Origin of the sequence: Rhizobium sp. RAF36 (assembly GCF_052114105.1) — a bacterium.
Lineage (GTDB): Bacteria > Pseudomonadota > Alphaproteobacteria > Rhizobiales > Rhizobiaceae > Rhizobium.
Window position 1 is genome coordinate 583,341 of sequence record NZ_JBFREC010000002.1, and the last position, 25,486, is coordinate 608,826.

Here is a 25,486-nt window from a genome sequence, read left to right on the forward strand (position 1 = left end):
TAATCGCCGCAACCTTACATTAGAGGATTGTGACGTTGGCTATTTCGCCCCCTAGTGATCTCGTCCTGGACGTTGTCAAAGCTGCGGACCCGACCGAGGTTCAGGCTGCCCAGGAAAAACTCATGGCGACGCGCGCCGCCTTCAGGGCAAACAGCCTTGCTGACGCCGGCAACGGCTTTTCATCCAAGGTCGATGTTCTCGAAAGCGCTGCCGCCAAGACCGGTCTCAACGACGTCAAGAATCGCACCAAGACCGAAGAGATCCCCGAGACCTATCGGAAGTTCGAATCGATGGTTCTGCAGAACTTCGTCAAGAACATGCTGCCGAGCGATAGCGAACAGGTCTACGGCAAGGGCGCCACGGGCGATATCTGGAAGGGCATGATGGCCGAGCAGCTCGGCAACGTCATGTCCAAGGGCGATGGCATCGGTATCGCCAAGGAACTTTATCACGACGCTCTTCGCAAGAAGGAAGGCGCCATCGTCAACGCTAGCGCCGATCAGAACGACCGCAAGGTCGCCTTCAGCATGGTCGACGAGTTCCAGCGCAAGACATTTGGCACCCCGACTGCGGATGCCAAGACCAATAATGAAGCATAACCGAGGATAAAATGGAAATAATCTCAAACGAATATCGCATCAAGTCGGTCCTCGGCCGCCTGGAGATGATCATCGACAACGAGAACACGCGGATCGGCAACGACCCGCAGTTCGATCTCAAGGTCTCCAACGCGCACAAGAGCCGTTGCCTCTATGAGCTTTCGATGCTGTTCAGCGATACCGATCCGGCAGAGCTTGCCGCTTCGCATCTCGAGCAGTTGCATGGTCTGAAGAAGAAGCTGACGCTGAACGCGCGCCGTGTCGAGGCTCACCTCGAAGCCGTTCGTGCTGTCGCCGATATTCTGAAGAACGCCGTGCAGGATGCAGATGCCGACGGCACTTATTCCCAGGAACAATTCGTCGCGCGTGATGCCTGATGCTTAAACTCGTCTTCACAGGCGTCTGGGTCTGCGCGATCACGCTGGCTTCGGTCTATTTCTCGGTGAAAATGGCCACCGCGCCGGCACCGCCGCCGGATGATTCCAAGCAGGCGCAGCTTGAGCTTGTCAAAGGCGAGACTGTCACCATCCCGATCATCGGCGATGGCGCCGTCACCGGATACTTCATCGGCCAGCTCTCCTTCATGATGAACAAGGATGTCGTCAAGGGAGCCACCCTGCCGCTGACGGAGATGACCACCGATCAGCTCTTCACGCTGCTCGTCGGCAACAAGATGGTGGATATCAGCAAGGTCAAGTCTTTCGATCCGCAGGCGTTCCGCGATGCGATCAAGAAGGGCATGAACGAACGGCTGGGCGGCGAATACATTGCCGACGTTATGCTGCAGCAGCTCGACTATCTGTCCAAGGAAGATCAGAAGGCGGCGACATCGGGCCAGCAGCCGAAGATGGGCAAGCCGGTCAAGATCGTCGAAGCGGCACCTGCCGCCGATGCGGCGGCCGCGCCGGCGCACTGATCACATTGACAGTCAGGATCAAAATGGCGCCCTCGGGCGCCATTTGCGTTTGGGAGCTGATGGTTAACCAATGCTTTCTCCGGTTCCCGCAATGCAACGGATTTTCCTAAAGGTTGTTTGAAGTCAAGCTGATATACCCTCGGTTAGGCCAGTCTTGGTCGGGTGCCCGGGATAGCGGGTATCGTCATGACAGCCACACGCCGGCGGGCAGCTGCCGGTTCGGATATTTGTCGCTCGTTTTCCGGGATGCTGGGCGCATGAAGCACCCCTTGCAGGAGGTTGGGATGAATTTGATCGCGAACTTCGCGGTTATGGCCTCGCGCCGCACGATTTTCGACGTGCCGGTCTGCGATCTCGGATGGGACGATGCCCTCGTCTTCATCAACGAGCTGGCGTCAATGCCGGTTGGCCAGACGGTCATCTCCTTCGTCAACGCACACAACATGCTGATGACGCTGCGCGACCCCGAATATCGCGAGATCCTCGAACACAACCTCGTCCTGCCTGACGGTATCGGGCTCAACATCGCTTCGCAGGTCTCGCATGGCGGTCCGTTCCCGGCCAATCTCAATGGCACCGATTTCGTGCCAGCGCTGCTGACGTTCATGGAAACGCCCCGGCGTGTCGGCCTGATCGGCGGCAAGCGCGATGTCGTCGAGCGGGCGGCTGAGAACTTTGCCAGACACGCGCCTTGGCACGAGTTCATTGTCATTTCGGATGGCTATTTCGACAAGGATAATCCGGTCGATGTCATCAGCGAACTCGATGCCCAGCAAGTCGACATGCTGATCGTCGGCATGGGCACGCCGCTTCAGGAGAAGTGGGCGCATCGCCATATACGTCCGGAGCATGCACGTCTGGTGCTGACGGTCGGTGCTCTCTTCGACTTCGTCTCGGGCGAGATACCGCGAGCGCCTGATACCATCCGCATGATGCGCCTCGAATGGGCCTACCGGCTTGTTCAGGAGCCGTCGCGCCTTTGGCGCCGCTACGTTATCGGTATCCCGGTCTTCCTGTTTCATGTGCTGCAATACCGATTCAGCCGCCGCGAGCGGATCATGAAGCTGGAAGGCGACCGCAGCAGTCAGCTGCCGCTTCAGAAGCGCAGCGGCTCACAGCGCTGACCGCGACCTCGGTCTTCTGTTAACCATTTCTTTGCCATGAATCTTTAGGCTGGATTAATACTCGCGCGAGTGCGGGCAACCAGCCGGATCATCACGTGCATGAGAAATGGCATCCATGTATGACAACAAGGCATTGAACGGCAGACGCGTTAGCGCGACGGATCACCGTGCGGCACCGTATGCGCCAAATTCGGGCGCCGCTGTCCTTCCTTCGGAAGCCGAGCTTCTTCGTGTCATCGAAAAGGCGCTTGACGAGCAGCGCCGCGCGCGGGCGGCGGCTGCAGCGCCGCTGACAAGCCGCATCGAAGCCATTCTCTCCCCCCGTTTCGAAGCCGCCAACGATATCCAGACGCCGCCGCCAGCCGCGCCGGCCGTGATGCAGCCGGCATCGGTGCCGCACGAACCGGCCTTCATTCCCGCCAATACCAACGATATCGCCGCCCTTGAGATCGGCGATGCGCCGCGCCGCCTTCCGGTCAAGCCGGTTGCGTTCGCGATGCTCGGCCTGATGCTGGGCACCGCCTTTCCGCTGATGCTGCCGCAGGCGCCGGTACGCTATGTGGCCGAAACGGCATTGCGTGTTGCAGCTGATACCGCCACACGCCCGGCGCTGACATCGGCTGCAGCTAAGAAGCTCGTCTCGGCGCCGGCCATTGCCGCCACGGTCGCCGCCCTGAAACTTGACCGGGATCCCGAATTTGCAGGCGGCCAGCCAAATGCGGTTGGCATCGCTGTCGATCTGCTCTCTGGCAGCGGTGCTGCGGCAGACGCGGCATCCCGCGCAGAAACGGCCGTCGCCGCTGCGATCGACGCCGTGCCGGATGGCAGCACTGGTCTTGTGACGCTCAGGATCGCCACCTCGGGCGCCGAAAAATCCGGGCAGATCGCCAACCGGCTCTCGGCAATCTTGACCGGTGCACCGGCAGGCAATGCCATTGAGGCCAATGGCACACTTCGCAACGCCTACGATCAGGCGCGCGCCGAACTTGATGCCTTCACGGCCAAGGCCGGGGAGGGCAATGTCAAAGTCGCCGCCGATCTTCAGCAGCGCATCAATCAGCGCGATGCCGATCTCAAGATCGCCGAGCAGCGTATCACCATCTCGAAGGAGCGTGCCGATCGTCTTAAGACTGCAAAGGCAAACGACGTGATCAATGGCGTCTTGCCTGCGGAGATGATGTCACCGGTCCTGCTGGATGCACGCGACAGATATGCGGTCGAAAAGGCGTCGCTGTCACAGCTCTCCATCGATCTCGGCCCCCGCCATCCGAAGCTGCTTGCGCAGCAGGCGATCGTCGATGGTCTACGCGACAAGCTCACCCAGGAACTGTCGCTGCAAGCCAAGGATGCTACTGCGGATGCCAAGGCCGCCGTCGATGCGCGTCGCAAGCTCAGCGACGAGCGCAACGGCATGATCGCCCAGAGCCGTGACACCGGTGTCGATCTGGCCAGGCTGACGGAACTGCGTGATAAGGCCAGCGCCGCCAAAGCCCGCCTCGACAATGCCTTGCCATCCGCGACAACGCCGTCTGCATCGGTTACGGTCCAGACCCCCCCAAAGGTGACTGCGGCGCAGGCTGGCTACCCAACGCCGGTACGTTCGGCAGTCGGCGGCGGAATCGGTCTGCTTGTCGGGCTTGCCATCTCGCTGGCATTGTCGCTCGTGCGCAGGCGCGACGAGGATGCATTCGATATTCCGGTTCTGCCAGAGACGGTAGAGCCTGTGGTGCTCCAGGAGCCCCAGGTCGAGGAAGCGGCGGCTGAGCCGGATGAGCTCGACCGCCTGCGTGCGGAGCTTGCAGAACTGCGCAGCAAGTTCCAGACCTATGCGGCAAGTGGCCGCTAACCTTCAGCTTCTTGGCAACTGGCGGCATCATTGCCCTTGCATTTGCCGCTTTTAAACAGGATAGGGCGTTCTGAGGCAAACGGCGCTGCTGGCAAAGTCCTAGCTTTGCGCACGAACGCACAGGCGGGAGAGACGCGTGACGACAGTGATCGATGGCAAGCAGGTAGCCGCTTCGGTAATCGAAACCGTGAAGATGGCGGCGGGATCGCTTGAAAAGCAGAGTGGCGTGAAAACCGGTCTTGCCGTGGTGATCGTCGGCGACGATCCGGCGAGCCATGCCTATGTCAATTCCAAGAGCAAGATGGCCAAGGAATGCGGCTTCAAGTCGGTGCAGTACACGCTGCCTGCCGAAACGAAGCAGGAAGAACTCGCAGCCCTCGTCGCATCGCTCAATGCCGATCCATCGATTCACGGCATCCTGGTGCAGCTGCCCCTGCCGAAGCCGCTGAACAGCGAGCCGATCATCCAGTCGATCCTGCCGGAAAAGGATGTCGACGGCCTTCACGTCGTCAACGCCGGCAAGCTCGCCACCGGCGATCTCGAAACCGGTCTGGTTTCCTGCACGCCGGCCGGTGCCATGGTCTTCGTGCGCCGCACCCATGGCGAGGACCTGTCCGGTCTCAACGCGGTCGTCATCGGCCGCTCCAACCTCTTCGGCAAGCCGATGGCGCAGCTGCTGCTGAATGCCAACGCGACGGTGACCATCGCTCATTCGCGCACCAAGGATTTGCCCGCCGTCTGCCGCAACGCCGACATTCTCGTCGCCGCAGTCGGCCGTCCCGAGATGGTCAAAGCTGACTGGGTCAAGCCCGGCGCCACGGTGATCGATGTCGGTATCAATCGCATTGCCGCACCCGAGAAGGGCGAAGGCAAGACCCGTCTTGTCGGCGATGTCGCATTCGCTGAGGCAGAACAGGTCGCTGCGGTGATTACGCCCGTCCCGGGTGGCGTTGGTCCGATGACCATTGCCATGCTGATGGCGAATACCGTGATCGCAGCGCACCGCACCGCCGGCCAGACGCCGCCGAAGTTCTGATCAGGGCTTCGGGGCAGGGCCTGTCGAGCCCCTGACGATCAGCTCGGTCTTCCAGAGTTCCTGCTCCGGGAAACTCCCGGTCTGCTTGACCGTTCCGATCAGCCGCTGCGCAATGCGCGCGCCGGCGGATCGTAGCGACGAACGCGTCGTCGTCAGCGGCACCGAGAAATTCTCGGGCTTCAAGAGCGGCAGCACGTCGTCATGGGCGATCAGCGAAATATCCTCGCCGAGCTTCAGTCCAGCCTGATTGACGGCGCGGATGGCGCCGAGCGCGAGAACCGTACTGGAACACAGGATCGCGGTCGGGCGGTCCGGCAGCTGCAGGAACTGCTCCATCGCCACCAGTCCCTGCTCATCGGTCATCAGCGTATGGCTGATACAGTCCTCGTTCAGATGCAGGCCGCGCTCGGCAAGCGCCGATACCAGGCCCTGTTTCCGGCGGATCGCGAAATCCAGATGCTCCGGGCCGTTCATCAGCGCAAAGCGTTTGTGGCCGAGCTGGAGCATCAGCTTGGCGGCATCGTAGAACGCCGCTTCATTGTCGATATCGAGATAGGGATAATCTGGCTCCGTCCCATGCGAGCGGCCATGGACGACGAAGGGCGTCGACAGTGATTTCAGCATAGGCAAGCGCGGATCGTGTCCACGCATGTAGGCAACGAACAGCGCGTCGACATTGCCGCTGATCGCCAGGCGCCTGAGTGCGGCAACCTCGTCGTCGGGATCGGCAGGCATGATCACGAAATGGAAATCGTGGCGTACAGCCTCTTCGCCGAGACCGGCGAGAAACTCGCCGAAATGCACGTCGGACTGATGCCCCGGAGCGGTCGGCATCACCAGGCCGAGCGAGCCGGCCTTGCCGGTGGCCAGACGCTGCGCCGCCTTGTTCGGTCGGTAGCCGGTTTCCCGCACAGCTTGCAGCACGCGCTCACGCGTCGCCTCGTTGACTTCGGGATAGCCATTGAGGGCGCGGCTCACAGTCGTCTGTGAAAGACCAAGCAATTCCGATAGCTGTTTGAGATTCACGTGTTATGCTTCCTCCCGGGATCAGCGCACGCTGCGGTTTCTCCCAGACCGCCCAAAGCGCTTTCAAACTATGTAGCACCTGGCGTGCTTGACTCAAGAAAAATCGCTCCATATTCCCGTTTAAGCGTTGCTGCACTGCGATATTTGCGTCTCTTTTAGCGGTATTCGCGAAATGGCTTGACTCCTTTCACGCGAGAGTGAGATGAGTTGTTTGTCAAAGCGCTTTGAAGTCCTCCGGTGAGAGGTTGAAAGTGCCGTTGGGATTGTGATGGGAGGTTGATCACATGAAAAAGACTTTCTTGATGAGCGTCGCCGCGGCGGCGCTTTTTGCAGGTGGTGTTTCTGCCGCTGATTTGAAATTTGCTCCGGGCGAAGACGCCAAGTTCAATTGGAAGAGCTACGACGAATTCAAGGCATCGCATGCCGACCTCAAGGGTCAGCCGCTGACCATTTTCGGACCGTGGCGCGGTGAGGACGAAGCCTTCTTCCGCAGTATTCTTGCCTACTTCACCGAAGCGACCGGCATCGAAGCCACCTATTCGTCTTCGGAAAACTACGAACAGCAGATCGTCATCGACACCCAGGCCGGTTCGCCGCCGAATGTCGCGATCCTGCCGCAGCCGGGCCTCTTCGCCGATCTGGCCAGCAAGGGCTTTCTGACGCCGCTCGGCGACGACACGGCCAAGTGGGTCAAGGACAATTACGGCGCCGGCGACAGCTGGGTCGGCTACGGCACCTACAAGGGCAAGGACGGCAAGGAAGGCTTCTACGCTTTCCCCTACAAGGCCGACGTGAAGTCGCTGGTCTGGTATGTGCCTGAAAACTTCAAGGAAGCCGGTTACAAGGTGCCGACCACCATGGAAGAACTCCATGCGCTGACGGATCAGATCGTCAAGGACGGCGGCGTACCGTGGTGCATCGGTCTCGGTTCCGGCGGTGCGACCGGCTGGCCGGCAACCGACTGGATCGAAGACATCATGCTGCGCACGCAGAAGCCTGACGTCTACGACAAGTGGACCACCAACGAAGTGAAGTTCACCGATCCGGCCGTCGTTGCTGCGATCGACGAATTCGGCAAGTTCGCCAAGAACGAGAAGTATGTCGATGGCGGTGTCGCAGCCGTGGCTTCGACCGACTTCCGCGATAGCCCGAAGGGTCTCTTCGCCGTTCCGCCGAAGTGCTACCTGCACCACCAGGCTTCGTTCATCCCGTCCTTCTTCCCTGAAGGCACGAAGCTCGGCACCGATGCCGACTTCTTCTACATGCCGACCTATGCTGCGCATGCCGATCTCGGCAAGCCGGTTCTGGGTGCCGGCACGCTGGTGTCGATCACCAAGGACTCGAAGACGGCTCGTGCCTTCGTCGACTTCCTGAAGACGCCGATCGCACATGAAGTCTGGATGGCCCAGTCGAGCTTCCTGACGCCTTACAAGGGTGTCAGCACCGCGGCTTACGCCAACGATCAGATGAAGCGCGAAGGCGAAATCCTGACGACGGCCACGACCTTCCGCTTCGACGGTTCGGACCTGATGCCCGGCAAGATCGGCGCTGGCGCCTTCTGGACCGGCATGGTCGATTTCGTCGGCGGCAAGTCTGCCGAAGACACCGGCAAGGAAATCCAGGCTGCCTGGGACGCCATCAAGTAATCATCCTTGAACGCTGCTGCGGGTTTCCCGCGGCAGCCCGGAATGCAGGGCCGGATTCGCAAAAGGATCCGGCCGGCACCGGAACTGTGGTCAAACGCCTTGAAGAAGTTGACGCAGGCCGGTGTAAGCCCTTCAGATAGACTAGGGTAGCAGGGGAGGGACGAATGCTATCGCAGATAGTTTCCGCTTTGGGCGTGGTGGTCGTGGCGGTTTTCGCCTGCTCGGCCTATTTCTATTTCTCGAACAAGATTTTGGATCTGGCGCTGCCGGTCAGGGATGGTGATATCCATTCCGCCGCGCGCAATCTCAATCTTCGCGGCATGATCCGCCCCTGGCTGTTTCTCGGCCCGGCGCTTTTCCTGTTGATCGTCTATCTCGTCTATCCCGTGATCGCGACGTTCATTCTATCCTTCTACGACAGATCAGGGTCGAATTTCGTCGGTTTCGCCAATTACACCTGGGCGCTCAGCGACCGCGAATTCCGCCAGTCGATCTTCAACAACATTCTCTGGCTCGCCGTCGTGCCGGCCGCCTGCACCTTCTTCGGTCTCGTCATCGCCGTGATGACCGACCGTATCTGGTGGGGCAATATCGCCAAAAGCATCGTCTTCATGCCGATGGCGATCTCCTTTGTCGGCGCCTCGGTCATCTGGAAATTCATCTACGAATACCGCGGCGGCAACGACGTGCAGATCGGCCTTCTGAACGCCATCGTCCAGATGTTCGGCGGCACGCCCGAGGTCTGGATCTCGGTACCCTTCTGGAACAATTTCTTCCTGATGGTCATCCTCATCTGGATCCAGACCGGCTTCGCCATGGTCATCCTGTCGGCCGCTCTTCGCGGCATTCCGGAAGAAACGATCGAAGCCGCTGTCATCGATGGCGCCAATGGCTGGCAGATCTTCTGGCGCATCATGGTGCCGCAGGTCTGGGGCACAATCGCCGTCGTCTGGACCACCATTACCATCCTCGTCCTCAAGGTCTTCGACATCGTGCTGACGATGACCAACGGCCAGTGGCAGACCATGGTGCTGGCGAACCTGATGTTCGACTGGATGTTCCGCGGAGGCGGGGATTCCGGCCGAAGTGCGGTTATCGCGCTGATCATCATGCTGGCCGTGACGCCGATCATGGTCTGGAACGTCCGCCGCGCCAACCGCGAACTCGGAGGGCACTGAGATGACCTTGTCAGGAAGCTTCTTCAAGATCGGTCCGGCCCGTCTCTTCGTTCACGCCTGCGTTCTCCTGATCGTCATCATCTGGCTGATCCCGACCCTCGGCATCTTCGTCAGCGCGCTGCGCGACAAGGATCAGATCGTCGTGTCGGGCTGGTGGACGTCCTTCGTTGGCTCCACCCGCACGGTGGCCGCCCGCGTCGGCGCTGCTGCCGATCAGAAGCAGGAAGGCCCGCTCTACGTCATCGCCGGCAATGTGCTGCAAGGGGATCTCGCCGGCCGCGCGATCAGCGCCTTCGGAACGCGCATCCAGCAGCCTTCTGCTTACAAGGTTGGCGAGAATGCCGATCTCGGCGACGGTCTCAACCTGCAAGTCAACACCGACGGCACCTATCGCTATACCAAGACCGCAGCCTTCACCGACGACGATGCCGGCCGCCGTGTTTACGTTGCAATCTCGACGCCGCCGGAATTCACGCTTGATAACTACAAGACGGTTCTGACGGGCGAGGGCATCGGCCAGTCCTTTATCAATTCGCTGACGGTGACGATCCCGGCGACGATCATCCCGATCCTCATCGCGGCCTTTGCGGCCTACGCGCTGAGCTGGATGGAGTTTCCGGGCCGCGCGCTGATCATCGCGCTGGTGGTGGGCCTCATCGTCGTGCCGCTGCAGATGTCGCTGATCCCGCTGCTCCGGCTCTACAATATCGTCGGTGCCGCACTCGATGCGCCATCGAAGACTTATCCCGGCATCTGGCTGGCGCATACCGCCTTCGGCATGCCGCTCGCCATTTATCTGCTCCGCGCCTATATCGCGGGGCTGCCCAAGGAGATCATCGAATCCGCCCGCGTCGATGGCGCGACCGATTTCGAGATTTTCGTCAAAATCGTTCTTCCCTTGTCCTTCCCGGCACTCGCGTCCTTCGCGATCTTCCAGTTCCTGTGGGTGTGGAACGACCTGCTCGTCGCCATGGTCTTCCTCGGCACCGACAGGCAGCATCTCGTGCTCACCGGCAGCCTCAATGCGCTGCTCGGTTCGCGCGGCGGCAACTGGGAAATCCTGACGGCGTCGGCCTTTGTCACCATCATCGTTCCGCTGCTCGTGTTCTTCGGGCTGCAGCGCTATCTGGTGCGCGGCCTGTTGGCGGGTTCGGTCAAGGGCGGCTGATCCAATCCCAAGACCTGACTTCGCATAGGAAAAGACATGAGCGTGGCATCTCAACCCAATCTGGCTGACGACAAGGACTGGTGGCGTGGCGCGGTGATCTATCAGATCTATCCGCGCTCCTACCAGGACTCCAACGGCGACGGCATCGGCGACCTGAAGGGCATCACCGCCCGGTTGCCGCATGTCGCTGCTCTCGGCGCCGACGCCATCTGGATCTCGCCGTTCTTCACCTCGCCGATGCGCGACTTCGGCTATGACGTATCGGACTACGAAAACGTCGATACGATCTTCGGCACGCTCGTGGATTTCGACACCCTGATCGCCGAGGCTCATCGCCTCGGTATCAAGGTGATGATCGATCTGGTCATCTCGCATTCGTCGGACCAGCATCCCTGGTTTGTCGAAAGCCGGTCGAGCAAGACCAACGCTAAGGCCGACTGGTATGTCTGGGCCGATGCCAAGCCCGACGGCACGCCGCCGAACAACTGGCTGTCGATCTTCGGCGGTTCCGCGTGGGCGTGGGATCCGACGCGCATGCAGTATTACATGCACAACTTCCTGACGTCGCAGCCGGATATGAACCTCCACAACCCGGAGGTTCAGGACCGCCTGCTCGATGTCGTCCGTTTCTGGCTGAAGCGCGGCGTCGATGGCTTCCGTCTGGATACGATCAACTTCTATTTCCACGACAAGCAACTGCGCGATAACCCGGCGCTGGCGCCCGAGCGCCGCAATGCGTCCACGGCACCGGCCGTGAACCCCTATAATTTCCAGGAACACCTCTACGACAAGAACCGCCCTGAGAATATCGACTTCCTGAAGCGCTTCCGCGCCGTGCTCGAAGAGTTTCCGGCAATCGCCGCCGTCGGCGAAGTTGGCGACAGCCAGCGCGGCCTTGAGATCGTCGGCGAATACACGTCCGGCAATGACAAGATGCACATGTGCTACGCCTTCGAGTTCCTGGCGCCCGATCCGCTCTCGCCTGAGCGCGTCGAAGAGGTGATGAAGGATTTCGGCGCTGCGGCGCCCGATGGCTGGGCCTGCTGGGCGTTTTCGAACCACGACGTCATGCGCCATGTCAGCCGCTGGGGCTCGCTGGTGTCGGACCACGACGCTTTCGCCAAACAATACGCATCCTTGCTGATGACGCTGCGCGGTTCTGTCTGCCTCTATCAGGGCGAAGAGCTGGGGCTCACCGAGGCTGACCTTGCCTATCAGGATCTGCAGGATCCCTACGGCATCCAGTTCTGGCCGGAGTTCAAGGGCCGCGACGGTTGCCGCACCCCGATGGTCTGGGACAGCCAGGTCGCGCAGGGCGGTTTCTCCACTGTCAAGCCATGGCTGCCGGTGCCGGTCGAGCACATCCTGCGCGCCGTCAGCGTCCAGCAGGGCGATGAGAACTCGGTGCTCGAGCACTACCGGCGCTTTCTCGCCTTCCGCAAGCAGTTCCCGGCTTTCGCCAAGGGCGAGATCGCCTTTGAGGAGCCGCAGGGTGACGGCCTGATTTTCACGCGCGAATACGGCAACGAAAAATTGCTCTGCGTGTTCAACATGGGTGCCGCCGAAACGCTCGTCACTCTGCCTGAGGGCGACTGGCAGGCGTTGACGGGTCACGGCTTCGCCAGCAATAACTATGGTGGGAAGATCGATATTCCGGCGTGGGGCGCTTATTTCGCCCGGCTCGCCTAAGAAATCAGAGGGAGGCACTGATGACAGGACTGTCGCTTAAGGAAATTCGCAAGTCATACGGTTCCGTGGACGTGCTCCACGGCATCGACCTGGAGATCAAGCAGGGCGAATTCATCGTCTTCGTCGGTCCCTCCGGCTGCGGCAAGTCCACGCTGCTGCGCATGATCGCTGGCCTCGAGAACATCACCGGCGGCGACATGTATATCGATGGCCAGCTGGTCAACGATGTGCCGCCGTCGAAGCGCGGTATCGCCATGGTGTTCCAGTCCTATGCGCTCTATCCGCATATGACCGTTTACGACAACATGGCCTTCGGCATGAAGATCGCCGGTGAGAACAAGCAGGAGATCGATCGCCGCGTTCGCGCTGCCGCCGACAGCCTGCAGCTCGGCAAGTATCTCGACCGTCTTCCGAAGGCTCTGTCCGGTGGCCAGCGCCAGCGCGTTGCCATCGGCCGTGCCATCTGCCGCAATCCGAAAGTCTTCCTCTTCGACGAGCCGCTGTCCAACCTCGACGCCGCGCTGCGCGTTGCAACGCGCATCGAGATCGCCCGGCTCAACGAGCAGATGGCCGATACGACGATGATCTACGTCACCCACGATCAGGTCGAGGCGATGACGCTGGCGGACCGCATCGTCGTGCTCTCGGCCGGCCATATCGAGCAGGTCGGCGCACCGCTGGAACTCTACGAGCGTCCGGCAAACCTCTTCGTCGCCAAGTTCATCGGCTCTCCGGCCATGAACATCATCCCGGCAACGATTGCCGAAGCGGGCAGTACGACCACGGTCACGCTCACCGGCGGCAAGTCGGTCACGCTCGACATCCCGACCGCTGCTTCCGAAAAGGGCAAATCCGCCAGCTTCGGCGTCCGCCCCGAGGATCTTGAGATCGCCAGCGGTGATGCCTACCTCTTCGAAGGCGAAGTCTCGATCGTCGAAGCGCTCGGCGAAGTGACGCTGCTTTACATCGAAGGCTTGGTTCCGGGCGAGCCGATCATCGTCAAGCTGCCCGGCACGATCGACATCAAGAAGGGCCAGAAAATGCGCTTCTCGGCCGATCGCCAGAAGCTGCATCTTTTCGATGCCGAAGGCCGCACCTACCGTCGCTGACAGCCAAAATTGGGGGCTTTTTCACGAAGCCCCCGAAGCCCTCCGTTCGACACTTTCTGTTAAGTCGGCGCTGCTAGCATTTCCCCATTGTATCGAGTGGGGAATAAGGTCGTGGGTGTATCAAATCCATCGCCATCAGGGCATTTTTTGAACAAGGAAGAATCCTTCATGTATGACCGCGAACAGCGGTTCAAAATGGAGGACACGATGAACGCGGCGCGTCTCGAATATACCGAGAAAGGCGTCATGCACATGGCCTCGCGCCGCTGCGATATCGTTCGCATCTCGATGAGCTCGGCGGTCCTCGCCATCCTGACGCAGTTCAATCTGCCCAAGCAGTTCTATCTGGACATCCCGGATGCACGCATCACCAAAGTCGGCTGCATGCTGATGCGGGTGAATGCCAACAATACTGTGGAAGTCCGCTTCCTGCGTCTGCTGACGCAGAAGGAACTCAACAAGATCTTCGTCTACAGCACGCATCCGGCGCATCGCGACTACGTCCTCGACGTTCGCGGCTGATCGAGCTGCAGGACCTGAAAAGAGAAAAGCCCGCGAGTTGATCGCGGGCTTTTCGTTTAGTGGAAGAGGACGCTCGCTCCGTGATCGGAGGCGCCGACCGCGCGGCGGAACGGCGCGAAGAGCTCGCGGCCCATACCCCATTCGTTTTCCGAGAGATCGGCCGTCACCGGCTCGCGTTCGGCCATGGTCGCGGCATCGACGAGTACTTCGAGCGTGCCTCGAATGGCGTCGAGACGAATGATATCGCCATCCTGGATACGGGCGATCGGACCGCCTTCGACAGCCTCTGGCGTCACATGGATTGCTGCTGGAACCTTGCCCGATGCGCCGGACATGCGCCCGTCAGTCAACAGTGCGACGCGGAAGCCGCGGTCCTGCAGCACGCCGAGCGGCGGCGTCAGCTTGTGCAGCTCCGGCATGCCGTTGGCCTTCGGACCCTGGAAGCGCACGACGGCGACGAAATCGCGGTTGAGCTTGCCTTCCTTGAAGGCGTCCTGCAGCTCCTGCTGGCTGTGGAAGACGATTGCAGGGGCCTCAATGATATGACGGTCCGGTTTTACGGCCGAGATCTTGATGACCGCCTTGCCGAGATTGCCGCGTAGCATCTTCAAGCCGCCATTCGCCTGGAAGGGCGTCTCGATGCTCGCAAGCACCTTCGGGTCGTGACTCTTTTCGGGGGAGGGCTCGCGGACGACCGTGTTGTTGTCGCCGAGGCGGGCATCGATCGTATAGGCTTCAAGGCCCTGACCGGCGACGGTGCGCACGTCACCATGCAACATGCCCTGCTTCAGGAGTTCCTTGATCAGGAAGCCCATGCCGCCGGCAGCGTGGAAGTGGTTCACGTCGGCGAGGCCGTTCGGATAGACGCGGGCAAGCAGCGGGATTTCTTCCGAGAGCTCGGCGATATCCTGCCACGTCAGCTGGATACCGGCGGCACGCGCCATGGCGACGAGATGCAGCGTGTGGTTCGTCGAACCACCCGTCGCATGCAGGCCGACAACGCCGTTGACCACCGACCGCTCATCGATCATCTCGCCTGCCGGTGTGAATTCGTTGCCGAGCGCAGTGATGGCGAGTGCCCGCTTGGCGGCTTCGCGTGTGAGCGCTTCACGCAGCGGCGTGCCCGGATTGATGAAGGAGGAGCCGGGCATATGGAAGCCCATGATCTCCATCAGCATCTGGTTGGAATTGGCAGTGCCGTAGAAAGTGCAGGTGCCCGGCCCGTGATAGGACTTGGATTCGGCTTCCAGCAGCTCTGCGCGGCCGACCTTGCCTTCGGCATAGAGCTGGCGGACACGCGACTTCTCGTCGTTCGGCAGTCCCGTCGTCATCGGCCCCGCGGGCACGAAGATCGACGGCAGATGGCCGAAGGAGAGGGCGGCGATGACAAGGCCAGGAACGATCTTGTCGCAGACGCCGAGGAATAGTGCCGCATCGAACATGTTGTGCGACAGGCCGACGCCTGCCGACATGGCGATCAAATCGCGGGAGAAGAGTGAAAGCTCCATGCCCGGCTGGCCCTGGGTAACGCCGTCGCACATGGCAGGCACGCCGCCTGCGACCTGCGCAATGCCGCCAGCCTCGGCAGCCGCCGCGCGGATGATCGCCGGGTAGGTCTCGAACGGCTGATGGGCCGAAAGCATGTCGTTATAGGCGGTGATGATACCGAGGTTCGGAACGCGGTCGCCGGCGAGCGCATCCTTCTCGGCGGGGGAACAGACCGCAAAGCCGTGCGCAAGGTTTGCGCAGCCGAGGATAGACCGGACGGCACCCTTCGATGCCGCGCCGCGCAGGCGCTCCAGATATCGCTCGCGTGTCGGCTTCGATCGCTCGACGATGCGGGAGGTAATCGCAGAAATGCGTGCGTTAGCGGACATGGGAGTTATCCTGCCTTGGTTGCTGTTCAAATTGTCTGTTCGCGGCTCGCCCGAAGGCTTGGTCTTACGGAGCCCAGTAGATATCGACCGGCGTTGCCGCCCGCCGCAGCACGGCCCGGATCGGCATCTCTGCCTCGTCTCCGGCGCCTTCAGCCTTCGTCAGCACGTCCTTCTTGCCCTGGCCTTCGATATGAAGCACCAGGAGCTTCGCGTCCTGAAGGCTGGAGAAGGTGAAGGTCAGGCGCGGCTCGCCGGCATCCTGCGCTTCCATGGTGATGATACCGCGCGGCGTCTTCGGATCGAGCGCGACCGCAAGATTGTTGCCGCCCGGGAAGAACGAAGCCGTATGGCCATCGCCCCCCATGCCGAGGATGACGATATCGAACGGATTGCCGACCGATGCCGTCTCCGTGGTGGCAAGCTTCGCGGCTGTTTCCGCGGAGCCCGTGTCGTGGAAGAGCGGCAGGAACCGCGCTGCCTTTGCCTTGTTCTGCAGCAGGTTGCTGGCAACCAGCAGATGGTTCGAGCGGTCGCTGGTCTCAGGCACGAAGCGCTCGTCGACGAGCGTGATCGTTACCTTCGGCCAGTCGAGGTCGCGCGTCGAAAGCGCCTGGAAGAAGGCTTTCGGCGTGGAACCGCCGGAAACGGCGATCGTAGCCGTTCCCTTCGCTGCGATCGCCTTGGAAAGCGTGTCCGCAACCTTGTCTGCAAGGTTGGCGGCCAGTTCCGCGGCATTGGCAAAAGCATGCATGGTCGCTGCCATCGCTATCAATCCTAGATGTTGTCGTGCCAGGTGCGGCCGTCGCGCTCGATCAGCGCGATAGCCTGGCTCGGGCCCCAGGTGCCTGCGGTGTAACCCTGAACCAGCTGGCCGGTGGATTCCCAGCCCTTCAGGATCGGGTCGACCCAGTGCCATGCCGCCTCGACTTCGTCGCGGCGCATGAACAGCGTCTGGTTGGAACGGATGACGTCCATCAGCAGACGTTCGTAGGCATCCGGGTTACGGACATGGAACGCTTCGGCGAAGCTCATGTCGAGCGAAACGTTGCGCAGGCGCATGCCGCCCGGACCCGGATCCTTGATCATCAGTGACTGCTTGACGCCTTCGTCAGGCTGCAGGCGGATGATCAGCTGGTTCTGGCTGATACGGCCGGCCGACTGGTCGAAGACCGAATGCGGGATCGGCTTGAAGGTGATGACGATTTCCGACATGCGGCCGGCAAGACGCTTGCCGGTGCGGATGAAGAAGGGAACGCCGGCCCAGCGCCAATTGTTGATCTCGGCCTTGATGGCGACGAAGGTTTCCGTGTTGGAAACGCCGCCTTCGAGCTCTTCGAGATAGCCCTTGACCGGGCCGGTGCCGGAGGCGCCGGCACGGTACTGGCCGCGAACGGTCATCTGCTCGACATTCGAAGCGTTGATCGGCTTCAGTGCGCGCAGCACCTTCAGCTTCTCGTCGCGCACGGCTTCGGAATCCATCGAGGAGGGAACTTCCATCGCGGTCAGGCAAAGCAGCTGCAGGATATGGTTCTGCACCATGTCGCGCAGCGCGCCCGCCGTGTCGTAGTAACCGGCGCGGCCTTCGAGGCCGACGGCTTCGGCAACCGTGATCTGCACGTGGTCGATGTAGTTGGCGTTCCACAGCGGCTCGTAGAGGGCATTGGCAAAGCGCAGCGCCATCAGGTTCTGAACCGTTTCCTTGCCGAGATAGTGGTCGATGCGGAAGATCTGCTCTTCCTTGAAGGCCTTGCCGATGCTGTCGTTCAACGACAGCGCCGATGCGAGGTCGCGGCCGATCGGCTTTTCAACGACGATGCGGGTCGACTTGGTGATCAGCTTGTGTTCGTGGATCTTCTGCGAGATGTCGCCGAAGATGCCAGGCGCAACCGCGAGGTAGAAGGCGCGGACGCGATCCTTGCCATCGTCCAGCAGCTTCTTCAGCTTGTCCCAGCCGGCGTCCGAACGGGCGTCGACCGATACGTAATGCAGACGCTTGCAGAACTTTTCGACTTCCGCTTCGTCATATTCGCCCTTCTTAAGGTGCTCCTTGAGGGCGTCCTGGGCGAACTTGCGGTATTCTTCGTCGGTCAGCGGGCTGCGCGAAGCGCCGATGATGCGCGTCGGTTCGGTGAACTGTCCCTCGATCTGGCGGTGGTAGAGGGCAGGCAGGAGCTTGCGCTCGGCAAGGTCGCCGCTGCCGCCGAAGACGACATAATCAAAGGGTTCAACGGGAATGATCTGGCTGCTCATGAGCTTTTCTCTCAATCAGTCTGGTTGGCGGCCGTTTTAATCTAATCGATTTAAAAAAGCCAGTGTGCGATGCAATGAATCTCTCGGGTCCCGGTTTTAAAGCGAATTGACCCGAGAGGAAATCCCGCAATCGCCCTAAAACTTGTCGCGCAGCGCGAACCAGGACAAGGCTAGGAAAAGCAGCGGTGCCCGCATGGCTGGTCCGCCGGGAAAGGCCGGGATATCGAGCGCCTTGAAGCGGTCGAGTTCCCCGGATTTTCCAAGAACCGTTTCTGCATAAAGTTTGCCGCAGTAGTTTGACAGCATCACGCCGTGGCCGGAATAGCCGCCGATCGAGGTCACATTCGGCATCACTTCGCGCACGAAAGGCTGCCGCGGCAGGGTGATGCCGACTGAACCACCCCAGGCATGGGTGATCTCGACGTCCTTCAGCACTGGGTAAATCTCGGCGATCTGGCGGCGGATATGCTCCGTGATGTCGCGCGGGTTGTCGGATGTATAGGCCTCGCGTCCGCCAAACAGCAGCCGCCCGTCCTTCGACTTGCGGAAATAGCGCACCACGAAGCGCGAGTCGGCGACCGCCTCGCCGCCCGGCAGCACCGACGGGAAGTTCTCCAGCGGCGCGGTGGCGCCGATGAAGGAGCGGATCGGCATGACGTGGCTGGCCGTCACCGGCTCCAGATTGCCGATGTAACCGTTGCAGGCAATCAGCGCCTTGTCGGCGGTGATCATCCCCTTCGGTGTATCGATCTTTACCTTGCCGCCGTCATTGCGGACGGCGGTTGCCGGCGTCATCTCGAAGATTTGAGCGTCGGCATTGGCGGCGACGCGGGCAAGTCCGACAAGCAGTTTCAGCGGGTGGATATGCCCGGTGCCGGTGTCGTGCACGCCACAATGATAGCGCTTCGACCCCAACCGCTCCTGCGTCTCTTCCCTGTCCATGAAACGCACATGCGGATAATCGTAACGCGAGGCTGCGATTTCGGCATTTTCGGCATAGGAGCGTTTGTAGCTCTCCTTGTGCGCCACGTTCATCTGCCCGGGCATGAACTCGATGTCGATCTGATGTTCGTTGGCAAAATCGAGCAGGTGCTTCTTTGCGCCTTCCGCCAGGTCGAACAGCGCCTTGGAACGCTCGTAGCCGATCTTCTCTTCGAGTTCCTCCGGCCACCAGCGCTGGCCGGTGCCGAGCTGGCCGCCGTTGCGGCCGGATGCACCGTCGCCGAAGCGGTTGGCATCGATGAGCACGACCGATACCCCCGCCTTGGCGAGATTGTAGGCCGCCTGCAGCCCGGTATAGCCGCCGCCGACAATGGCGACGTCACAGGTTCTGGATCCGTCTAGCTCCGGATAGGTCGGTCGCTCCCCCGCCGTTGCCTGATACCAGGAAACGCCGGGCGCGATCGGGCTCTGCCAGTCTTGCTTCACCGCCATGAGGAATGCCTCCTCACACGTTGAGCAGCAGGAACTCGCGCTCCCAGGGGCTGATCACTTCCATGAAGGTCTCGAACTCGCCGCGCTTGACGCCGGCATAGAGCCCGATGAACTCCGCGCCGAACACCTCTTCGAAGGCCGGCTCGTCTTCCATCAGCGCCACGGCTTCCAGCAATCCGCGCGGCAGGTCGATCGAGCCTTCGTTGGCGGCATCTTCCGTCGGTGCCGTCGGCTCGATTTCCTTCATGATCCCCAGCAGACCCGAAGCCAGCGAAGCCGCCAGCGCCAGATAGGGATTGGCATCCGAGCTCGGCAGCCGGTTCTCGACGCGGCGCGCCTGCGGATCGGAAACCGGAACGCGGAAGGCCGTCGTGCGGTTGTCGTAGCCCCAGGCGTTGTTCACAGGACAGGACATGTTCGGCGCCAGGCGGCGGTAGGAGTTGACGTAGGGTGCCAGCATCGCCAGCGCGCTCGGCACGTATTTCTGCATGCCGCCGATAAAGTGGAAGAATTCCTTCGAGGGTGAGCCATCCGGATTGGAGAAGACATTCTTCCCCGTCTCCTCGTTGACCACCGACTGGTGGATATGCATCGCCGAACCCGGCTGCCCCTGCATCGGCTTGGCCATGAAGGTCGCGAAGATGCCATGCTTCAGCGCCGCTTCGCGAATCGTGCGCTTGAACATGAACACTTGGTCGGCAAGCTCGATCGGATTGCCGTGGCGTAGGTTGATTTCGAGCTGCGCCGGACCTTCTTCGTGGATCAGCGTATCGATCTCGAGACCCTGCTTCTCCGAGAAATGGTAGATATCGTCGATCAGTTCGTCGAACTCGTTGATCCCGGCGATCGAATAGCCCTGTCCCCCGAGGATCGAACGGCCCGAGCGGCCCTTCGGCGGATGCAGCGGGTAGTCGGGGTCATCGTTGGTGGCGACCAGATAGAACTCGATTTCAGGTGCGACAACCGGCTTCCACCCGCGGGCGCTGTAAAGGCCCATGATGCGCTTGAGCACATTGCGCGGCGTGTAGGACACTTCGCCGCCATCGGAATTGACGATATCGCAGATCACCTGCGCCGTCGGGTCTGTTTCCCAGGGCACGACGGAGAGCGTCGAAAGGTCGGGGACCAGCTTGAGGTCGCTGTCGCGCGGCTCATAGCGGAAGCTTTCCGTCTCCTCGGGATAGGCGCCCGAGATCGTGTGGCGGTAGATCGCCGAAGGCAGGGCAAGCGAGGTGTTGGAGGTGAATTTCGATGTCGGCATCATCTTGCCGCGCGGAACGCCAGCGAGGTCGGGGGTGATGCATTCTATGTCTTCGATGCCGCGTGCCCGTAGCCACTGTGCCGCTTCCTTCCAGTTCGCTACGCCGCGCGACGACCCAGGGTCAGGGGGAGTCTTGATCGTGGGGCTAACGTTCTTGGCAGGCTTAAGCGTTGTCTTTTTTGGAGACATGACACACCGGTTACGTTGATCGGAAGGCCATAATAGCCAGAGTTTGGCAATTGGCGAGGGGGGTAGAGGCGTTGACTTTCGCCATTTGATAGAAAAAGAAGGCACACTTTACGGAAGGAAACCGGCTTGAGACGGAAGAGCGATGTGATCGTCATCGGCGCGGGCGCCGCCGGCATGATGTGTGCCATCCGCGCCGGCCAGCGCGGCCGCTCCGTTCTGGTTCTCGACCATGCCAAGACCCCCGGCGAGAAGATCCGTATCTCTGGCGGCGGCCGCTGCAATTTCACCAATATCCATGCCGGGCCGAAGAACTTTCTCTCCGCCAACCCGCATTTCTGCAAGTCGGCGCTCGCCCGCTTCACGCCTGCCGATTTCGTCGCCATGGTCGATAGGCACAAGATCGCCTGGCACGAAAAGACGCTCGGCCAGCTGTTCTGCGACGACAGCGCCAAGGACATCATCCATATGCTGCTCGACGAGATGCGGGCGGCCGGTGCCGAGTGGCAGTTGCGCACGGAAATCCTCGGTGTCGAGAAGACCGACGAAGGTTTTCGCGTCGATACCTCGGAAGGCGCCTACGAGTGCGCCTCGCTGGTAATCGCCACCGGCGGCAAGTCGATCCCGAAAATGGGCGCCACCGGCTTTGCCTATCGGATCGCCGAGCAGTTCGGGCTTGCGATGACCGAGACCCGCCCAGGCCTGGTGCCGCTGACGCTTGATCCGCTGCTGCTGGAAGCGATTGCACCGCTCTCGGGCATCGCCGCCCCGGCAGAAATCCGCCACGGCAAGACGGCGTTCCGGGAGGCGCTGCTTTTCACCCACCGTGGCCTCAGCGGCCCGGCGATCCTGCAGATCTCGTCCTACTGGCGCGAAGGCGAGGGGATCACCGTCGATATCGAACCCGATGTCGATCTGCTCCAGCATCTGAAGAAAGCCAAGCAGGCGAATGGCCGCCAGTCGGCTCAGACGGCGCTGGCGGAAATCCTGCCGAAGCGTCTTGCCCAATATCTGACCGAGCGCGAAGGCATTTCCGGCAACATGGCCGACCTCTCCGACAAGGCGCTGGCGAGGCTTGCCGATGCCGCCCAGAACTGGACGGTCAAGCCGTCCGGCTCCGAAGGATACCGCACGGCGGAAGTGACACTTGGCGGCATCGACACATCAACGCTGGATTCGAAGACGATGGAAGCCAAGACGGTTCCGGGCCTCTATTTCATCGGCGAATGCGTCGATGTCACGGGCTGGCTTGGCGGCTATAACTTCCAGTGGGCCTGGGCCTCGGGTTTTGCTGCAGGTGAATCCTTATAGGCTCGAATCCGGGCAAATAGATTCAAGACTTCTTAAGCCGGGTGCGCCATCGTGTCTCAATGGCAACGATGGAACAAGCTTCCCATTTAAAGCTTTACCGTACAGCCATTTTGATGGATTGTTACACTATTGAGAAAAGTGAGGTCCTTTAGATGAATAGGAACACACGCCGCGCCCGCGCCATCGCAATCGCCCAGGCAAAGCCTGACACGAAACTCGCGATGCTCCGCTTTCTCATGCTCGCCACCGGCGCAACCGCTGCGATTATCGCATTGGTGATCGCGCACGCCGTCTGACCTTTCCGAATTATCATATAATTTGCGGTCTGCCCTTGGCGTGCAGCCGCATGGCCTTGATCGGAAAGGCCATTTCAAACGATTTGGCTTATCCGAAAATTAATATCTCTTCTGTCACACTTGCTGAAACTATGGGCATCCCGTTTCGCGCGGCGATGACTTGGCAATGATTGCCGCCTGAGCCCTCGGGTTTCCCATTATTCCAAAAAAGTCAGCTCGATGCACTCGACCGGCGCCGCAACAGCAGCCGGTGGGAGGAGTGGTGTATGGAAGGCCGGTATAGCCATGTTCATTGATAAGATCCTGTCGCGCTTCAAGATCAAGACGAAGGTCCTGATCTTCGTTCTGCCTTTCGTCGTCGCCATCTCGGCGGTCGGCCTCACCGGCCTTTATGCCTCCGGCATGCTGCAAGGGCGCATGGAGATCTCGAACAGCATCCTTCAGTCGCTGAGCGGCTTCAAGGATCTCTATGGCTCCATGGATGACTTCCTGCAGAACACCAACGAGCAGGCTCGCGACAAGCTCTACGCGGATATCAAGACACAGGGCGAAACTTTGAACGCCACCCTGTCTCAGATCGGCGAGAATGCCGGCCGCGACAATCTGCAGGCTGCGATGGACGGCACCAGCGCCATTTCGGGCACCGTTGGCAAGCTCTGGACGCTGCACGACCAGGAAGTCGCGCTGCGCAAGCAGATCGACGACGCCCAGAAGGTGATGATCACCAACCGCTTCAACGTCAGCTACGACGCGCGTCAGCTCGAAGAGAGCGTACGCACGGACGAAGGCAACGCGACCGCAACGCTTCGCGCCGCCGACCGTCTGCTGAAGGGCGGCGATACGCTGGCAACCGCCATGAACGACTTCAACAAGGCGCAGCTTCCTGCCGACAAGCTGAAGGTCGTGACGACGGCGCTGCCGACGATCATCAAGGCTCAGCGGATGATCGAAATCTCGGTTCCGCAGAACCAGAAGAGCATGACGCAGTCGATGGCCCAGACCATCAGCGATCTGAAGACGCAGGCCGCCGCGCCCGATGCCGGCTCCGATGACGGCGTTGCCAATCTCGGCCGTCTCGTTTCCCGCTTCCGCCAGATGTCCACTTACACGCAGCTGACCGCCACGCAGATGATGCGCGAAGCGACGACCACCTTCGTTCAGCTCGACAGCCGTATCGCCCAGACCAACTCGGTTCTGGAAGACACCCGCCGTCTGGAAACGTCGATCTATTCGCTACAGCTGGTGCTCGCCGATTTCAGCGCCAAGCCGACCAAGGAGAACCGGGTTCGCCTGAACCAGGAAATCTCGACCCTCAACACCATGCTGAACACCCTGCAGGCCAGCGCCAAGGGCATGGACTTTGCCGGTGACATCATCTCGGCGATTACCCCTGCGCTCGTCTCGATGGACAAGGACGCGCAGAGCCTCGTCGATGTCATCAATCAGCGCATCAGCGATTACGCCGCTGCCCGCCAGGAGCTCGACAGTGTCTGGGGTCAGCTGACCAGCTTCGCCGAACTGCAGAAGCAGACGGCCGGCGCTGAGCGCGAGCAGGCGAACAGCATCTCCGTTGGCACCACAGGCCTCGGCATTCTGGTCTCGATCATCGGCGGCATCGCCCTGGTTCTCACCCTGCAGCGTCCAATCGGCCAGATCACCGCCGCCATGCGCCGCATCGCCGATGGTGCGCTCGACACCAACATCTCCGGTGAACAGCGCTACGACGAAATCGGCGACATCGCCCGCGCCCTCGGTATCTTCAAGGAGAATGCGATCTCCAAGATCCGCATCGAGGAGCAGAGCGACGAGGAGCGGCAGGCAGCCGAGCACGAGCGTCAGCGCAACGATGCCGAAAAGCGCGAGATGGACCGCCAAATCGAATACGCGGTCAACGAGCTTGCCGCCGGTCTGCAGCGCATGTCGCAGGGCGATATCTCCACGACGATCGACACGCCGTTCATCGGCCGTCTCGAGCAGCTGCGTGAAGACTTCAACGGCTCGATGTTCCGCCTCCAGGAGACCATGAGCCAGATCCGCGATAATGTGCAGATGATCCAGGGCAACGGCAACCAAATGGCCCAGTCGGCCGAGGATCTCGCCAAGCGTACGGAGCAGCAGGCTGCCTCGCTCGAAGAGACCGCTGCTGCCGTCGACGAGATCACCGTTACCGTCCGCTCGTCTGCCGAGCGCGCCAAGGATGCCGACCAGATCGTCCGTCAGGCCAAGCGCAGCGCCGATGACTCGGCAACCGTCGTCGGCAAGGCGATCGATGCCATGGGCCGTATCGAAGATGCGTCGCGACAGATCGAGCAGATCATCGGTGTCATCGATGAGATCGCCTTCCAGACCAACCTGCTGGCGCTGAACGCCGGTATCGAAGCTGCGCGCGCTGGTGAGGCGGGCAAGGGCTTTGCCGTCGTCGCGATGGAAGTTCGCGAGCTTGCCCAGCGCTCCGCCGCTGCCGCGCAGGAGATCAAGGGCCTGATCAACAAGTCGACGACGGAAGTCAGCTCCGGTTCGCAGTCGGTGCAGGAAACCGGCACAGTGCTGGCGAAGATCAGCGCGCAGATCGTCACCATCAGCCAGCATGTCGAAATGATCGCCCGCGCCAGCCACGATCAGTCGGGCGCACTGCAGGAAGTCAACGCCACCGTCAACTCGATGGACCAGATGACCCAGCAGAACGCCGCCATGGTGGAAGAGACGACGGCAGCAAGCCGCGAACTCGCTTCCCAGGCAGACAGCCTGCTTACTCTCGTGCAGCAGTTCAAGATCGAAGGCGAATCGCACACGGCCTATTACCGCGCTGCCTGATCCCAGCCGAAAACCAGATGAAGAAAACGGCGCCGCGTGGCGCCGTTTTCTGTTTGTCGAACAACGTCAATGACTTGGAAAATATCCGCCATGGTTGTGTTCTTGCTGCGGCAGGCCATATTTTCTACCGATGTGGGAAAAGACATAGGTAAATTATCATACTTATGAAATTTATTGCATTTTTTCAGGTAATTAGAG

General features: G+C 60.9%; 21 protein-coding genes. 15 read left to right on the forward strand and 6 right to left on the reverse strand.

Annotated features, from left to right (window positions below; all coding sequences use genetic code 11):
* Positions 1-35 precede the first annotated feature (35 nt).
* The 6 genes from AB4Z25_RS08815 to folD all read left to right on the forward strand — a co-directional run bounded on the left by AB4Z25_RS08815 (position 36) and on the right by folD (position 5,521).
* Positions 36-599 carry a rod-binding protein gene (locus tag AB4Z25_RS08815; protein WP_112513947.1) on the forward strand — a complete coding sequence of 188 codons (564 nt, stop codon included), beginning with the start codon at positions 36-38 and terminating at the stop codon, positions 597-599.
* A gap of 11 nt (positions 600-610) precedes the next feature.
* Positions 611-976, forward strand: coding sequence for a hypothetical protein (locus AB4Z25_RS08820; protein WP_112387627.1), 366 nt, complete (start codon positions 611-613; stop codon positions 974-976).
* Positions 976-1,515, forward strand: coding sequence for a hypothetical protein (locus AB4Z25_RS08825; protein WP_112387628.1), 540 nt, complete (start codon positions 976-978; stop codon positions 1,513-1,515). Before AB4Z25_RS08820 ends, AB4Z25_RS08825 begins: the two co-directional genes overlap by 1 nt.
* Before the next feature lie 284 nt (positions 1,516-1,799).
* Complete coding sequence (locus AB4Z25_RS08830) at positions 1,800-2,639, forward strand: WecB/TagA/CpsF family glycosyltransferase (RefSeq protein WP_112538195.1); 840 nt, start codon at positions 1,800-1,802, stop codon at positions 2,637-2,639.
* Positions 2,640-2,754: 115 nt separating this feature from the next.
* The gene (locus tag AB4Z25_RS08835; RefSeq protein WP_112538194.1) at positions 2,755-4,485 is read left to right on the forward strand and encodes a succinoglycan biosynthesis protein exop; all 1,731 of its coding nucleotides are present in this window, start codon (positions 2,755-2,757) and stop codon (positions 4,483-4,485) included.
* 136 nt (positions 4,486-4,621) lie between these two features.
* The gene (folD, locus tag AB4Z25_RS08840) at positions 4,622-5,521 is read left to right on the forward strand and encodes a bifunctional methylenetetrahydrofolate dehydrogenase/methenyltetrahydrofolate cyclohydrolase FolD (protein WP_112538193.1); all 900 of its coding nucleotides are present in this window, start codon (positions 4,622-4,624) and stop codon (positions 5,519-5,521) included.
* Here folD and AB4Z25_RS08845 read toward each other — a convergent pair whose 3' ends face one another.
* The gene (locus tag AB4Z25_RS08845; protein WP_112538192.1) at positions 5,522-6,547 is read right to left on the reverse strand and encodes a substrate-binding domain-containing protein; all 1,026 of its coding nucleotides are present in this window, start codon (positions 6,545-6,547) and stop codon (positions 5,522-5,524) included. It abuts the gene before it with no gap.
* A 284-nt stretch (positions 6,548-6,831) separates the two neighbouring features.
* Here AB4Z25_RS08845 and AB4Z25_RS08850 point away from each other — a divergent pair, with 284 nt between their 5' ends.
* The 6 genes from AB4Z25_RS08850 (at position 6,832) to AB4Z25_RS08875 (ending at position 13,859) form a co-directional block, all read left to right on the forward strand.
* Positions 6,832-8,193 carry an ABC transporter substrate-binding protein gene (locus tag AB4Z25_RS08850; RefSeq protein ID WP_112513941.1) on the forward strand — a complete coding sequence of 454 codons (1,362 nt, stop codon included), beginning with the start codon at positions 6,832-6,834 and terminating at the stop codon, positions 8,191-8,193.
* A gap of 164 nt (positions 8,194-8,357) precedes the next feature.
* Positions 8,358-9,371, forward strand: a complete 1,014-nt coding sequence (locus AB4Z25_RS08855) for a carbohydrate ABC transporter permease (protein WP_112387634.1) — start codon at positions 8,358-8,360, stop codon at positions 9,369-9,371.
* A 1-nt stretch (position 9,372) separates the two neighbouring features.
* Entirely contained in the window at positions 9,373-10,539 is a 1,167-nt protein-coding gene (locus tag AB4Z25_RS08860) for a carbohydrate ABC transporter permease (protein ID WP_112387635.1), read from the forward strand.
* A gap of 36 nt (positions 10,540-10,575) precedes the next feature.
* Positions 10,576-12,228 (forward strand): beta-galactosidase BglA, encoded by a 1,653-nt coding sequence (gene bglA / locus AB4Z25_RS08865; RefSeq protein WP_112538191.1) that lies wholly within the window; start codon positions 10,576-10,578, stop codon positions 12,226-12,228.
* Positions 12,229-12,248: 20 nt separating this feature from the next.
* On the forward strand, positions 12,249-13,337 hold the full coding sequence (locus AB4Z25_RS08870; protein WP_112513939.1) for an ABC transporter ATP-binding protein: 1,089 nt from the start codon (positions 12,249-12,251) through the stop codon (positions 13,335-13,337).
* Between the two features lie 168 nt (positions 13,338-13,505).
* Positions 13,506-13,859, forward strand: coding sequence for a hypothetical protein (locus AB4Z25_RS08875; protein ID WP_112514332.1), 354 nt, complete (start codon positions 13,506-13,508; stop codon positions 13,857-13,859).
* Positions 13,860-13,915: 56 nt separating this feature from the next.
* On the opposite strand, the gene edd is transcribed toward AB4Z25_RS08875, so the two are convergent.
* The 5 genes from edd to AB4Z25_RS08900 form a co-directional block, all read right to left on the reverse strand.
* Entirely contained in the window at positions 13,916-15,736 is a 1,821-nt protein-coding gene (gene edd, locus AB4Z25_RS08880) for a phosphogluconate dehydratase (RefSeq protein WP_112538190.1), read from the reverse strand.
* A 64-nt stretch (positions 15,737-15,800) separates the two neighbouring features.
* Complete coding sequence (gene pgl / locus AB4Z25_RS08885; RefSeq protein ID WP_112538189.1) at positions 15,801-16,499, reverse strand: 6-phosphogluconolactonase; 699 nt, start codon at positions 16,497-16,499, stop codon at positions 15,801-15,803.
* 11 nt (positions 16,500-16,510) lie between these two features.
* The gene (zwf, locus tag AB4Z25_RS08890) at positions 16,511-17,986 is read right to left on the reverse strand and encodes a glucose-6-phosphate dehydrogenase (RefSeq protein WP_112538188.1); all 1,476 of its coding nucleotides are present in this window, start codon (positions 17,984-17,986) and stop codon (positions 16,511-16,513) included.
* Between the two features lie 135 nt (positions 17,987-18,121).
* Positions 18,122-19,420 carry an NAD(P)/FAD-dependent oxidoreductase gene (locus AB4Z25_RS08895; RefSeq protein ID WP_112538187.1) on the reverse strand — a complete coding sequence of 433 codons (1,299 nt, stop codon included), beginning with the start codon at positions 19,418-19,420 and terminating at the stop codon, positions 18,122-18,124.
* Between the two features lie 13 nt (positions 19,421-19,433).
* On the reverse strand, positions 19,434-20,870 hold the full coding sequence (locus AB4Z25_RS08900; RefSeq protein ID WP_112387643.1) for a glutamine synthetase family protein: 1,437 nt from the start codon (positions 20,868-20,870) through the stop codon (positions 19,434-19,436).
* A gap of 174 nt (positions 20,871-21,044) precedes the next feature.
* On the opposite strand from AB4Z25_RS08900, the gene AB4Z25_RS08905 reads away from it, so the two are divergent.
* The 3 genes from AB4Z25_RS08905 to AB4Z25_RS08915 all read left to right on the forward strand — a co-directional run bounded on the left by AB4Z25_RS08905 (position 21,045) and on the right by AB4Z25_RS08915 (position 25,288).
* Positions 21,045-22,178 (forward strand): NAD(P)/FAD-dependent oxidoreductase, encoded by a 1,134-nt coding sequence (locus tag AB4Z25_RS08905; protein ID WP_442207999.1) that lies wholly within the window; start codon positions 21,045-21,047, stop codon positions 22,176-22,178.
* 152 nt (positions 22,179-22,330) lie between these two features.
* On the forward strand, positions 22,331-22,474 hold the full coding sequence (locus AB4Z25_RS08910; protein WP_442207937.1) for a hypothetical protein: 144 nt from the start codon (positions 22,331-22,333) through the stop codon (positions 22,472-22,474).
* A 285-nt stretch (positions 22,475-22,759) separates the two neighbouring features.
* Complete coding sequence (locus tag AB4Z25_RS08915) at positions 22,760-25,288, forward strand: methyl-accepting chemotaxis protein (protein ID WP_112513934.1); 2,529 nt, start codon at positions 22,760-22,762, stop codon at positions 25,286-25,288.
* The last annotated feature ends 198 nt before the right edge of the window (positions 25,289-25,486 follow it).

Excerpts from the sequence above, each read along its gene's own strand:
- AB4Z25_RS08910 (WP_442207937.1), top strand. The coding sequence starts at position 22,331 with ATGAATAGGAACACACGCCGCGCCCGCGCCATCGCAATCGCCCAGGCA.
- AB4Z25_RS08820 (WP_112387627.1), top strand. The coding sequence starts at position 611 with ATGGAAATAATCTCAAACGAATATCGCATCAAGTCGGTCCTCGGCCGC.
- AB4Z25_RS08850 (WP_112513941.1), top strand. The coding sequence starts at position 6,832 with ATGAAAAAGACTTTCTTGATGAGCGTCGCCGCGGCGGCGCTTTTTGCA.
- zwf (WP_112538188.1), bottom strand. The coding sequence starts at position 17,986 with ATGAGCAGCCAGATCATTCCCGTTGAACCCTTTGATTATGTCGTCTTC.
- AB4Z25_RS08875 (WP_112514332.1), top strand. The coding sequence starts at position 13,506 with ATGTATGACCGCGAACAGCGGTTCAAAATGGAGGACACGATGAACGCG.
- AB4Z25_RS08825 (WP_112387628.1), top strand. The coding sequence starts at position 976 with ATGCTTAAACTCGTCTTCACAGGCGTCTGGGTCTGCGCGATCACGCTG.
- edd (WP_112538190.1), bottom strand. The coding sequence starts at position 15,736 with ATGTCCGCTAACGCACGCATTTCTGCGATTACCTCCCGCATCGTCGAG.
- AB4Z25_RS08915 (WP_112513934.1), top strand. The coding sequence starts at position 22,760 with ATGTTCATTGATAAGATCCTGTCGCGCTTCAAGATCAAGACGAAGGTC.
- AB4Z25_RS08860 (WP_112387635.1), top strand. The coding sequence starts at position 9,373 with ATGACCTTGTCAGGAAGCTTCTTCAAGATCGGTCCGGCCCGTCTCTTC.
- AB4Z25_RS08895 (WP_112538187.1), bottom strand. The coding sequence starts at position 19,420 with ATGGCGGTGAAGCAAGACTGGCAGAGCCCGATCGCGCCCGGCGTTTCC.
- bglA (WP_112538191.1), top strand. The coding sequence starts at position 10,576 with ATGAGCGTGGCATCTCAACCCAATCTGGCTGACGACAAGGACTGGTGG.
- AB4Z25_RS08900 (WP_112387643.1), bottom strand. The coding sequence starts at position 20,870 with ATGTCTCCAAAAAAGACAACGCTTAAGCCTGCCAAGAACGTTAGCCCC.
- AB4Z25_RS08905 (WP_442207999.1), top strand. The coding sequence starts at position 21,045 with ATGATGTGTGCCATCCGCGCCGGCCAGCGCGGCCGCTCCGTTCTGGTT.
- AB4Z25_RS08835 (WP_112538194.1), top strand. The coding sequence starts at position 2,755 with ATGTATGACAACAAGGCATTGAACGGCAGACGCGTTAGCGCGACGGAT.
- pgl (WP_112538189.1), bottom strand. The coding sequence starts at position 16,499 with ATGGCAGCGACCATGCATGCTTTTGCCAATGCCGCGGAACTGGCCGCC.
- AB4Z25_RS08855 (WP_112387634.1), top strand. The coding sequence starts at position 8,358 with ATGCTATCGCAGATAGTTTCCGCTTTGGGCGTGGTGGTCGTGGCGGTT.
- AB4Z25_RS08870 (WP_112513939.1), top strand. The coding sequence starts at position 12,249 with ATGACAGGACTGTCGCTTAAGGAAATTCGCAAGTCATACGGTTCCGTG.
- AB4Z25_RS08830 (WP_112538195.1), top strand. The coding sequence starts at position 1,800 with ATGAATTTGATCGCGAACTTCGCGGTTATGGCCTCGCGCCGCACGATT.